Annotated in this window: 7 protein-coding genes; 3 read left to right on the forward strand and 4 right to left on the reverse strand. The window is 61.6% G+C overall.

The features are described from left to right. Positions 1 to 1061 (forward strand): InlB B-repeat-containing protein (locus IJL83_05930; GenBank protein ID MBQ6553136.1); only part of this gene is annotated, 1061 nt, incomplete at its 5' end. A 91-nt stretch (positions 1062 to 1152) separates the two neighbouring features. Here the strand turns inward: IJL83_05930 and IJL83_05935 are convergent. The 4 genes from IJL83_05935 to IJL83_05950 form a co-directional block, all read right to left on the reverse strand. Beyond that, positions 1153 to 2361, reverse strand: coding sequence for a cofactor-independent phosphoglycerate mutase (locus tag IJL83_05935; GenBank protein ID MBQ6553137.1), 1209 nt, complete (start codon positions 2359 to 2361; stop codon positions 1153 to 1155). 166 nt (positions 2362 to 2527) lie between these two features. Further along, positions 2528 to 3526, reverse strand: coding sequence for a tRNA (adenosine(37)-N6)-threonylcarbamoyltransferase complex transferase subunit TsaD (gene tsaD / locus IJL83_05940; protein ID MBQ6553138.1), 999 nt, complete (start codon positions 3524 to 3526; stop codon positions 2528 to 2530). Beyond that, the gene (rimI, locus tag IJL83_05945) at positions 3523 to 3978 is read right to left on the reverse strand and encodes a ribosomal protein S18-alanine N-acetyltransferase (GenBank protein MBQ6553139.1); all 456 of its coding nucleotides are present in this window, start codon (positions 3976 to 3978) and stop codon (positions 3523 to 3525) included. Before rimI ends, tsaD begins: the two co-directional genes overlap by 4 nt. Positions 3979 to 4114: 136 nt before the next feature. Then, positions 4115 to 6643: a DNA polymerase I gene (locus tag IJL83_05950; GenBank protein MBQ6553140.1), complete on the reverse strand. Its 2529-nt coding sequence runs from the start codon at positions 6641 to 6643 to the stop codon at positions 4115 to 4117. Between the two features lie 144 nt (positions 6644 to 6787). Between IJL83_05950 and IJL83_05955 the strand changes: the two genes are divergently transcribed. Next, positions 6788 to 8452: a phospho-sugar mutase gene (locus IJL83_05955; GenBank protein ID MBQ6553141.1), complete on the forward strand. Its 1665-nt coding sequence runs from the start codon at positions 6788 to 6790 to the stop codon at positions 8450 to 8452. Between the two features lie 686 nt (positions 8453 to 9138). Then, a complete protein-coding gene (locus tag IJL83_05960; protein MBQ6553142.1) occupies positions 9139 to 12519 on the forward strand; it encodes an FIVAR domain-containing protein in 3381 nt (1126 codons plus the stop codon). Positions 12520 to 12680: the final 161 nt, after the last annotated feature.

Consider the following 12680-nt stretch of genomic DNA (forward strand, 5'->3'; position numbering starts at 1 on the left):
ATACCGACTATACCCGTCTGAGCGAATACACGAAGCTGCAGACGGGACGGCAGTACGGTCTCTTGGTCGTGCTGCAGCCGATTGACGGATACTATTTCAACGTCCCGCGGAGCTTGAGCAGTCTTGAACTCTGTGATACTTCGGGCAAGATCATCACAACCAGTATGGTGCAGTGGGATGGCGCGGGCATCTATGCGTTCGACTATATGAATACGGCCGGCACCGAGTGTCTTTTCTTCTACACCAAATGGGCGACTGCCGCCGAACCGATCGACTACGTTCAGTTCGACATCGACGAGCCGGTGGTTGGGGAGATACCCGACTATACGCCGGCATATCCCGCCGGCGCGCACTACTACTCGGCGAACGACATCTATATGGAGGATCCCGAATACAACACTGAATACCATAACGACGTAATGTGGGACTACCTGCCATACGGCGAAGTTATCTACGATAACAGCAGCCACAGCCATTTCTTGCATATGTATATCACCGCCGAGAAAGGATACGCCTTCCCGAGAGATACAGACTCGATCAGGATAATGGTCAACGGCAATGAAATCGGGCTGTATTCCTACACTGTTGCGACGCCGGCGGCAAACAAGCTGGAGCTTTGGATCACCTTCGATTCCAACCTGCGCCGCAAGGTTTCCTTCGCTGACGACGTATTCGGGGCGGCGCCTCCGGCGCAGTATGTGGCAAACGGCGATTGTGCCGTCAGACCAGAGGATCCGATCGCGTACGGCCACACATTCTGCGGCTGGTACACGGATCCCGCTTGCACGATCAGCTATGACTTTTCCAAACCCGTTACCGCCGACATAATACTTTATGCCAAGTGGACGGAAGGCGGTTTCATGAAGGGCGACTTCAACGGCAACGGTAAGATCGAGGTCGACGACGCCCTTGCTGCGCTCCGCATAGCCGCGAAGCTCGCCGAGGCGACGGGCGACGATCTTGTGATCGGCGACATCGACGGCAACGGCAAGATCGAGGTCGACGACGCGCTCGCGATCCTGCGCGTCGCCGCGAAACTGGCGCCGCCGGAATCGCTGTGACCGCCGCTTTATCGGAAATACGTTCAAGCCGCGCCCGTGAAGGCATTCACGGGCGCGGCTTCTTCCTTAACTATTCCTTTTTCGCTCGTCACTATTCGCTCAAAAACCGCTCCGTCAGCTCCGCGCCGGACGGCACGAAAAGCCCGGTCTTCGCGGCGGAGTCCTCGTCGTAACGGTCGGCGCCGTTGCCGATATCGCGGCCGCTGCGGTAGATCATGAACGGCACGGGGTCGGAGCAATGGGTGCGGATGCTTATCGGCGTGGGGTGGTCAGGCATGACGAGCATGCTGAACTCGCCGCAGACCTCCGGCAGCTCGCGCAGCAGCCGCCCGACGACCTTTTCGTCGATCAGCTCTATCGAGCGCACCTTGCCTTCGATATCCGCCTGATGTCCGCACTCGTCCGGCGCCTCCATGTGAATGAAAACGTAGTCGGCGCCGCGTCTGAAGGCGTCTATCGCCGCCTCCGCCTTGCCGCTGAAGTTGGTGGTCAGCGTGCCGGTCGCGCCCTCGACGTCGATGCTCTCCATGCCGCCGCTGATACCGATGCCTTTCAGCAGGTCGACCGCGGAGATGACCGCGCCCTTCAGCCCGCGCAGCGCGCGGAAGTCGGGGATCGCGGGCTTTGTTCCCTCGCCCCAGATCCAGAGGGAGTCGGCGGTGTTCTTTCCGGCGGCGCGGCGCGCGGCGTTGACGGGGTGATCGCGCAGCAGCTCCGCGCTGTCGCGCATCAGCTTCAGCAGGCGCTCGGCGCCTTCGCCCTTCGGCAGATAGGCGGCGGTGTTCTTGCCGAGTATGTCGTGCGGCGGAGTCAGGGTGACGTCGGTCGATCCGCCGTTCCAGACGAGGCAGTGGCGGTAGCTGATCCCGGGGTAGAGCACGAAGCCGTCCTCGCTCAGCTTTTCGGAGAGGAAGCTGACGAGCTCGCGGCTTTCCGCGGTGGTTATCTCACCCGCGGAGTAGTCGGCCATAACGCCTTCGCCGACGCCGCCTCCGGCGAGCGTCACGAGGTTGCAGCGGTAGGTCACGTCGGTGTCCTTCAGCTTTATGCCCATGCTGACCGCTTCGAGCGGCGAGCGTCCGGTGTAGCAGAAGCGCGGGTCGTAGCCCATTGCGGCGAGGTTGGCGGTGTCGCTGCCCGGCTTCATGCCGGCAGGAACCGTCTGCACCATGCCCAGCTCGCTGAAACGGGCGAGCGAGTCGATATTCGGCTTGTGCGCCGCCTGCAGCGGCGTTTTGTTTTCAAGCTCGGGCACGGGACGGTCGGCCATCCCGTCGCCGAGCACGACGACGTATTTCATAAAAAATTCTCCTTTTTTCGCAAAAACCCGCGAAACGTTTGTAGGCCGTTATTATGCCGGGTTAAAATAATAAGTGCGGATATGAACCGCCGGGGCGGAGTTTTTACCCTCTTAAACAGCGCCCTGTGCCTTAACGGACGTCTTTCAGGCGTCCGTTCTTTTTATATCAAAGCTCCGCGGTCGCTTCGGCGTTGAGCGTCATATCGCCGCGTACGCCGGCGGCGTATTCGAACGCCGCCTGCACGCCGATCATCGCGGCGTTGTCTCCGCACAGCTCGGGCGCGGGCGCGAGAAGGCGCACTCCGCGGCGCTGCGCCATTTGAGCGAGCGAGGCGCGCAGGTGGGAGTTCGCGGCGACGCCGCCCGCGAGGCAGAGCGTGCCGAAGCCGTACTGCTCCAGCGCCGCCTCCGCGTGCTCGGTCAGCGCGCCTACCACCGTCTTCGTGAAGGAGGCGGCGACGTCGGGAACGCAGAGCGTTTCGCCCGTCTGCTCCGCGTGGTGCGCGAGGTTGACCACGGCGGTCTTTATTCCGGAAAACGAGAAGTCGAGCGGATTATCGTGCACCACCGGCGCGGTGAACTTATACGCGTCGGGGTTGCCGGCGGAGGCGAGCTTATCCATCTCCGCGCCGCCGGGATAGGGCAGCCCGAGGACGCGCGCGGCCTTGTCGAACGCCTCGCCCGCCGCGTCGTCGCGCGTGCGCTCGAGCGTTTCGAACTCCGTGTATCCGCGGACGGCGACGAGGTTGGTGTGTCCTCCGGAGACCGTCAGGCAGAGGAAGGGCGGCTCGAGCTCGGGGTGGGTTATATAGTTGGCGGCGATGTGGCCGCGCATGTGGTGAACGGGGATAAGCGGCTTGCCGAGCGCGGCGGCGAGCCCTTTGGCGAAGTTGACTCCGACCAGCAGCGCGCCGATGAGGCCGGGGCGGTTTGTGACCGCGACAGCGTCGACGCCGGAGTAGGTCATTCCGGCTTCGCGCAGCGCCTGCTCCGTTACCGGCACGACCGATTCGATGTGCAGCCGCGAGGCGATCTCGGGCACTACGCCGCCGTAAACGCGGTGTACGCTTATTTGTGTTGAAACGACGTTGGAAATCACTTCGCGCCCGTCGGTGACGGCGGCGGAGGTCTCGTCGCAGGAGGTCTCTATCGCGAGTATTCTCATTCGCTCAGCTCCTTTTTCATAATGACCGCGTCCTCGACGGGGGAGTCGTAGTAGCCGCGGCGCACCGCGATCTCGGTGAAGCCGAAGCTCTCGTAAAGCTTCCGCGCCGCTTTGTTGGATTCGCGCACCTCGAGGAAGCAGACCGCCGCGCCGCGTTCACGGCAGGCGGCGAGGGAAGCGGCCAGCAGCGCCTTCGCGGCGCCGCGCCTGCGGAACTCCGGCAGGACGGCTACGTTCGCGACCGTCGCCTCGTCCGCGACCGCCATCGCGACCGCGTATCCGGCGAGCGCGCCGCTTTCGCGCGCGGCGAGGCAGACGTAGCCGCAGTCGAGCGCGGCGGTGAAGTCCTCCCGCGTCCAGGGGTGGGTGAAGCAGACGCGCTCGGCCTCGAGTATCGCGTCGATATCGTCCTTTGTGAAGGGTGTGATGGTGAGGTTTGAAGAACCGGTCATACGGACTGTCCCTCGCTTTGCCCGGGAGTGATATTGCGCCTGCGGCGCAGTGATATTATCGCTTCGCGACAGTGATATTATCGCTTCGCGACAGTGGTATTGCGCCTGCGGCGCAGTTGCGAAATGACGCAAAGCGTCATTTCGCCTCATACCACGTCTTTCCCGCGCCGACCTCGGCGATCAGCGGCACGGCGCATTTATAGGCGTTTTCCATTTCCTCTTTGAGAAGCTTGCCGACGGCGTCGGCCTCCGCCTCGGGCGCCTCGACTATGAGCTCGTCGTGCACCTGGAGTATCAGCCGCGCCTTGAAGCCGCCTTCGCGGAGCTTCTTCGCGGTGTTGACCATCGCGAGCTTGATGACGTCGGCGGCGGTGCCCTGAACGGGCATATTCATCGCCACGCGCTCCTCGAAGTTGCGCATGACGGCGTTGGTGCCGTTGATTCCCTCCAGCCGTCTGCGGCGGCCGAGGGCGGTGCGGGCGTAGCCGCTCTCCTTCGCGGAGGCGACGCTCGCGTCCAGCCACTCGCGCACCTTCGGGTAGGTGGCGAAGTAGTTCTCGATATATTTCTTCGCGTCATAGACGCTTATTTTGAGGTCTTTTGACAGCGTGAACGCGCCCATTCCGTAGACGATGCCGAAGTTTATCGCTTTCGCGCGGCCGCGTATCTCGGGTGTTACCATATCGGCGGGGAGGCCGAAGACGCGGGCGGCGGTCTCGCGGTGGAAGTCGTTGCCGGAGAGGAAGGCGGCGATCATGTTTTCGTCGCCGGAGAGGGCTGCGAGCAGGCGCAGCTCGATCTGCGAGTAGTCGGCGTCGACGAGCACGCAGCCGTCCGCGGCGCGGAAGAAGCGGCGCATATTGCTGCCCAGCTCGGTGCGGACGGGGATGTTCTGCAGGTTCGGCTCGCGCGAGGAAATGCGCCCCGTGCGCGTTTCGGTCTGCAGGAAAGTGGTGTGCACGCGCCCGTCCTCGCCGGCGGCTTCGGAAAGGCCGTTTACGTAGGTGCTGACGAGCTTCGTCAGCGTGCGGTATTCGAGCACGAGGTCGACTATCTCGCTTTCGCCGCGCAGCTTGCCGAGCGTTTCGGCGTCGGTGGACCAGCCGGTCTTCGTCTTCTTTCCGCCGCGCAGGCCGAGCTTGTTGAAGAGCACGTCGCCGAGCTGCTTCGGGGAGTTGACGTTGAATTCACAGCCGGCGAGGCGGTATATCTCCGCCTGTATCGCCTCCGCGCGCGCGGAAAGCTCCGCGCCGAAGGCCTTCAGCCCCGCGACGTCGACGGTGAAGCCGGCGCGCTCCATATCGGTCAGCACGCGGGCGAGCGGAAGCTCCATATCGCGCATCAGCGCGGTCATGCCGTCGGCTTCAAGCTCGGCGGCCTCGGCGTCGCAGACGGCGGGGAGCAGGGAGGCGGCGGCCGCGGAGTCCTCCTTCGCGGCGCGGGGAAGTCCGAGCAGCCGCGCGAGCGCGAAGACGGAGTAGTCGCTGCGGTCGGGGCGCAGCAGGTAGCCGCCTATCGCGGCGCAGAACTCCGCGCGCGGCGCGGGGAGCGAAAGCTCCGCGCAGGCGCGGCAGAGGCGTTTGTAATCGTTGACGCGCAGCCGTCCGGAGTATGCGGAGAGCGCGCGGACCGCGCCGTCAAGGTCGCGGCATATCAGCGGCGTTCCGCCGCAGAGCGCGGCCTCGCCGGCGGTGAAATCGAGATAAACGTCCGCGCTTTCGCGCGCGGCGAGCGCGGCGGCGAAGGCGCCGGCGTCGGCTTCCTCCGCTTCCGGAGCGGGCGCGGCGGGGGCGGCTTCTGCGGGAGCGGCGTTCTGCAGTCCGAGCTTGTCGATGAACTTCTCGAGCTCGTATTTCTTCAGCGCGGCGGCGAGCGTTGCGGGGTCGTAGGGCTTTATCAGATACGCGTCGGGGTCGTATTCGACCGGCGCTTCGAGGCAGATCGTGCCGAGCTCGCGGCTCATGAAGGCGACGTCGCGGTCGCGTTCGAGCTTCTCGCGCAGGGCGCCCTTCTGCTCGTCGATATTGGCGTAGACGCCCTCGAGGTCGGAGTAGCGGCGTATCAGGTCGCAGGCGGTCTTTTCGCCGACTCCCTTGACGCCGGGGATGTTGTCGGAGCTGTCGCCCATCAGCCCCTTGACGTCGCGTAGCTGCTTCGGCTCGACGCCGTAAAGCTCGTTTATCTTCGCGGGGTCGCAGCGCATCGTCTCGCCGCCGGCGACCTTCGCTCCGGCGAGGAGCACGGTCACGCGGCCGCTGACGAGCTGGAAGGAGTCGCGGTCGCCCGTGGCGATGAAGACCTCGCCGCCGAGCTTGTCGGCGAGCGTGCCGATTATGTCGTCCGCCTCGTAGCCGGGTACCTCGCGGCGCGGGATACCGTAGGCGTCGAGCAGCTCTTTGAGAACCGGGAACTGCGCGAGCAGCTCGTCCGGAGTCGGATGCCGCCCCGCCTTGTATTCGGCGTACATCTTGTGGCGGAAGGTCGGCTGCTTCAGGTCGAAGGCGACGCAGGCGCGTTCGGGCGCGACGTCGGCGAGCAGCTTGAAGAGTATGTTCATGAAGCCGAATACGCCGTTCGTCGGCACGCCGTCCTTCGTGGAAAGCGGGCGTATGCCGTAGAACGCGCGGTTCAGCAGACTGTTGCCGTCAATGAGCAGTGTTTTCACGGGGCGCACCTCCGGAAATCTCCATAATAACATCCTATTATAACACCTCCCGCCGCAACTCACAACAACAAAACGGATTTTTTTGTTGAAAATCTCATATCATCGTGGTAGAATAACCCTTGTAAACACGAAAGGGTGACGCAAATGGAAATCAACAAGCTTTACGAACAGTGGAAATCGGAGTGCTCCGGCGCGCTGAAGGAAGAGCTGCTCGCCGTCGCCGGCGACGAAAAAGCCATTGAAGACAGATTCTACAAGCACCTGGAGTTCGGCACGGGCGGCCTGCGCGGCAAGCTCGGCGCCGGCACGAACAGGATGAACGTATACACGGTGCGCAGGGCGACCGCGGGGCTCGCGGACTATCTGCTCGCGGAGTTCGGCGCGGGCGCTTCCTGCGCGATAGCGCACGACTCGCGCAACGGCTCGGCGGAGTTCACGCGCGAAGCGGCGGCGACCCTCGCCGCGAAGGGCGTGCGCGTATATATGTACTCCGAGCTGATGCCCACCCCGATGCTCTCCTTCGCGGTAAGGGAGCTGAAATGCAGCGGCGGCGTGGTCATAACCGCCTCCCACAACCCCGCCGAGTATAACGGCTACAAGGTCTACGGCGCGGACGGCTGCCAGATAACCAACGCGGCGGCGGACGCGATCTACGCCCGCATCTGCGAATACGACGACCCCTTCGCCGTACCGGCGGCGGACTTCGAAGCCGCGGTTGCGGACGGACGCGTCACCTATATCGGCGACGACGTGATAAAGGCGTACGACGACGCCGTTTTCGCCTGCTCGACGGGAGTCGGCGGCGACCTGAAGATAGTCTACACGCCCCTGAACGGCGCGGGCAACAAGCCCGTCCGCCGCGTGCTCGCGCGCGCCGGCTTCACGAACGTCTCCGTCGTGCCGGAGCAGGAGCAGCCGGACGGCGACTTCCCGACCTGCACCTACCCCAACCCGGAGGAAGCGGCGGCGCTCTCCCTCGCGGTCGCGAAGGCGAAGCGCGAAGGCGCCGACCTCGTGCTCGCCACCGATCCGGACAGCGACCGCGTCGGCTCCGCGGTGCCGGACGGCAGCGGAGATTTCACCCTCATCAACGGCAACCAGATGGGCATTCTGCTCATCGACTATATCCTCGGCAGGCGCGAAGCGGCGGGCAGGATGCCCGAGCGCCCCGAGATCGTCACCACGATAGTTTCCACCCCCATGGCGCAGGTCGTCGCCGCCGACCACGGCGCGACGGTCAAGGAGCTGCTGACCGGCTTCAAGTATATCGGCGAAGAGATAGGCCGCCTTGAAGCCGCGGGCGAGGGCGACCGCTACGTCTTCGGCTTCGAGGAGAGCTACGGCTACCTCCCCGGCGGCTACGTCCGCGACAAGGACGCCGTCGTCGCCTCGCTGCTGATATGCGAGATGACCGCCTTCTATCACAGGCAGGGCAAGTCGCTTCTCGACCGGCTCGCCGAGCTTTATGAGAAATACGGATACTACAGAGAAACGCTCAAGACCTTCGTCTTCGAGGGCATCACCGGCAAGGCGCAGATGGACGCGATAATCGCGCGTCTGGCGAAAGAGGGCATCACGCTCCACGAGGGCGAAACGCCGCTCGCCAAGGACTACTCGAACGGCATCGAAGGCCTGCCGCCGTCGAAGGTGCTTTCCTTCACCGACTCGAAGGCGCGGCTGACCGTCCGCCCGTCCGGCACCGAGCCGAAGCTGAAGGTCTACGTCAGCGCGAAGGCGGACTCCGCCGAAGCCGCCGACGCCGAAGCGCAGGCGGTCCTGGCGAAGATGCAGAGGTTTATCGAGGCGTAATACGCCCGCGCATTCACTCACCAACGCCGTGTTCGTGTCATCCTGAGGCGCAGCGCGCCGAAGGATCCCCCGCCGTCAGCAGAGCGTATGTCATCCTGAGCGAAGTGACGCGTCAGCGTCACGAAGTCGAAGGATCTCACGTTGTCGTATGTCATCCTGAGCGAAGCGGGCGAAGCCCGCGCAGTCGAAGGATCTTGTCGGAAACGGCATAATAAAAGAAAAAGTGTGTATTCGGAGTATGAGCATTACCGTCCGCTCCGAATACACACTTTTGTTTTTAACGAGGCCTCGTCTTTAAGATCCTTCGGCTCCGGCTTCGCCTCCGCTCAGGATGACAGACACTCTGCGTGTTCTGTCATCCCGAGGGCGAAGCCCGAGGGATCCCCCGCCGTTCGCAGCCGTCTGCATAGGGAAGGGGATTCCTCGTCGCCTGCGGCTCCTCGGAATAACAGAATCGCGGCGGCTTCGCCGGCTCCTCGGAATGACAGAGCCGCCGGATAACTATTTCATAAAAAAATTACGGAAATATCACACAACCGTAATAATATCACAATACGACAAGAAACGCGCGTCTCAAACGTGTTAAAATACAATGCTGATACTGTGCATACGTATCGGGTGCGCGAATTGCCCGTACAATGTGCGCACAAAAAACAGTTATATTAATTACAGGAGGAGAAAACATTATGAAAAAGACACTTTCAATGCTGCTTGCCGTGATGTTCGCGCTGACCGCGTTCGGCGCAACGACCATCTTCGGCGGCGTGCTGGGTGCCGGAGCTGTATTCTATGAGTATTATGAATACACTTCCATCCCCGGCTTCACCGCTTTCACGGAAGCGGATATGCAGAAGGCCTGGACTTCCAGCGGCAACTTCACCGGTTTCAGCACCGACTACAAGCCGGACGGAGTCGACAAGGTCGCGACGTTCACCTGCACGTCCCCCGACCAGTGGGGCGGCATGGTGGCCGCCACGATGGAACTTAAGAACAATGAGAACAACAGTTGGAACACCAACGGCAACAGTCCGTTGAATTCCTGCATCTGGGGCGCGAATATGACCCTGGGCGGCAAGGACTTCCTGGGCAACCAGCTCGACGCGGACGGCAATATCGTATGGACCACCACGTTCGAGGATATGGCCGGCTTCTGCTTCTGGACCGGCGTCAACGGCGGACACTATGACGGCAGCATCAAGATCCAGCTGTTCTCCATCCCCACCAGGGGCCCGGCCTACACCACGAGTGACAACGGCACTACCGATATGGCCCAGTACCCCAACGGCGCGCCCAAGGCGTTCGTCTATGAGTGCGACGGCGTAAGACCCGACGAAGACGGCTACGTCTACTTCGATTTCAAGACCGACTTCTTCCAGTGCGACTGGTGGAGCACCGACGACGAGGGTATCAACTGGTACAGAGGAGCTAAGGAGGATGAGCCTGAGAATTATCCTCACGACAAGTACCATTTCCCGATTTCCAAGTGCGCGATCCCGCAGAGCAAGATCCCGTACATCAACGGTATCCAGCTCCGCTTCAGTAACATGCAGTCCGGAGACGTCATCAGCGTCGGCGACTGGCGTATGTACTTTGACACCCGTATCCACGTCGACGAGCTTGAAGAGCAGTGCGAGATCTTCGATTCCCTCGATCCCGAGGCCTATACCGAAGAGAGCTACGCCGCCGCGACCGAGGTCTATCTGGAAGCTTACGAGATGTTCCAGAACGCCGATCAGTACACTCAGAAGCAGGTCGACGCGATGGCGAGAGAACTTAAGCTCGCGATCCGCGATCTGAAGCCCATGTTCAAGGCCGAAATGAAGAGCGTCAAGCTCGCCGGCTTTGAAGTCTGGGAAGACGCCGATTTTGAAGCGATGGAAGACGGCGGCGTCTGCCTTGACACCGCCGCGGTCGAGACCGATATTTATCCCAATACGAAAGAGCAGTCGGTCATGGTCTTCGCGCAGGCCGATGACGGCCCGCCGACCTACGGCTGGAGTCTCTTCACCAACGCCACCGAAGACGGCGCGATAAAGAATCCCTTTGAGCTTAAAGAGGGCTCGGAGCCGCTGAGCGAAGCCGCCGGCATCCGCTTCTGGGTCAAGTGGGATGACAGTCTCGAAACACCGCAGGCGTGCCGCATCGGCCTCGGCGTTTCCTCCGAGGAGATCTATTTCGAGTGCGAAGAGACCGCCGTTGAGCTGCCCGCGCAGCAGGGCTACGTCGGCGTCGCGTGGACGAACTTCTACGACGTTTACGGCGAAGAGGATATCTTCGATCATATCGACGATATCGACACCATCTATATCTACTTTGAAAACGTCAGCGGTATCTACTACATCGCCGACCTGACCGGCTTCGAGTGGAGCATTTCCTCCGCCGATTTCTACTCTTTCGAGGCGAGAATCAACCAAGTTGAAGAGTATATGGCCGGTCTCGACAGATCGAAGTATTATTACATTTCTCTTAACAGAGTCGACGAAGCCCTTGAGGAAGCCAAAGGCCTGCTCGGCAAATACGGCGTTACTCAGGAAGAGGTCGACGAAGCTCTTGACAAGCTCAATACTGCGGTCAACAACCTGACTCTGCTCGGCGACCTCGCCGATGAGCCGACCATCAAACTGCTTGACGCTCTGACCAAGAGCGCCAAGACCTACTGGCGCGGCAACCTCGTTCAGCGCACGTATATGACGCTTGCCGAAGAGATCGAGAAGGCGGACGCTCTCCTTCAGAAGGGTCCGAAGCAGGCCGAGGCGGAAGAGCAGATAGCCGCGCTGCAGGCCGCTATTTCCGGCCTCATTCCGATAAAGCCGGGCTCCACCGTTACCTCCATCTACAGCTTTGAAGACTACACCATCCGCGAATTCCAAAGAGCGAACGGCGACCGTACCGATAACGTGATTTATGAGCTGGATAAGACCTTCCCGAAATTGCCGGAGGGTTACGATCAGGCGCTCAAGATGACCGCGCAGGTCGATATGGGCTCCGAGACCGCCGACCAGCACGGCATGATGCAGTTCAAGGCGATGACCCGTGACTTCGGCGGCGTCCTTCCGATCCTGATCGACAACTCCACCAATCCTCCCGGAAACACCCTTATCGGCGACCTGACCGGCACCGCCGGCCTCTGCCTCTGGGTAGGCGTCAACGATATGAACCTCGTCCAGAAGTGCACGATGCGCGTCGCGGTCTCCAACTGCACCGTCAGCCCGCTCTTTGAGCGCGCCACCGTCGATATCCCGATCCCCGCCAACGGATCCGGCTGGATTTATCTGCCCTGGGAGTACTTCGAGTTCTACGATGACTGGACTCACGGCCAGGAGATTGACCTTGCGAAGATCTACTTCTACATCATCCGCTTCGACGGTTTCATCAAGCAGGGCCTTGAAGTTTACGTCACCGGCATCCACGCCTACAAGGATCCGACCAACGGCACCTGGACCGCTCCCGTCATCTCCAACATCACCGAGGGTCAGAGCTTTGACATTTCCGAGCAGGAGCTCATTCCCGATTGGGACGTCGGCGCCGCGATGCTCGACGGTGAGTTCCTGATCTACGGCAACCCCGTTGTCAAGAACGGCGATCATACGCTGGTCGTTACCAACGGCGACAAGTCCACCACCGTCAACTTTACCACCACCGGTGCGATCGAGCTTACCGCGAACGTTAATAATAACGGCGAATACGCCGTCGGCTACGAGCTCAGCTGGTCCCCCGAGGACGCCGAAGCGACCCTGAACGACGAGCCCATAGAGCTCGGCCACAAGATCGAAGAAGCCGGCGAATACACCCTCATCATCACCAAGGGCGGCAAGGAACTGATCGTTGACTTCACGATTATCGAGAACGTCGAGCCGCCCGTCAAGAAGGGCGACTTCACCGGCAACGGTAAGATCGAGGTCGACGATGCGCTCGCCGCGCTCCGCATAGCCGCGAAGCTGGCTGCGGAAACGCCCGAAGCTATCGCGATAGGCGATATCAACGGCAACGGCAAGATCGAGGTCGACGACGCGCTGGCGATCCTCCGCGTCGCTGCGAAGCTCGCTGACGAAAGCTCGCTCGGCTGATATTCAACCGGCGTGTAAGCGGAAGTGATCCCGAGCCCTGCTGCGAAGGAGCTCCGCTGACTGCAAAACTTCAGACAGCCCCCTTGAATCGAGGGGGCTGTCTTTTTGTCAAAGGAAAACCACGCGATAGTCGCGTGGTTCAAAAGAGGTTAACCGATGAA

The organism is Clostridia bacterium (assembly GCA_017438525.1).
In the GTDB taxonomy this organism is placed as follows: Bacteria; Bacillota; Clostridia; order Oscillospirales; family RGIG8002; genus RGIG8002.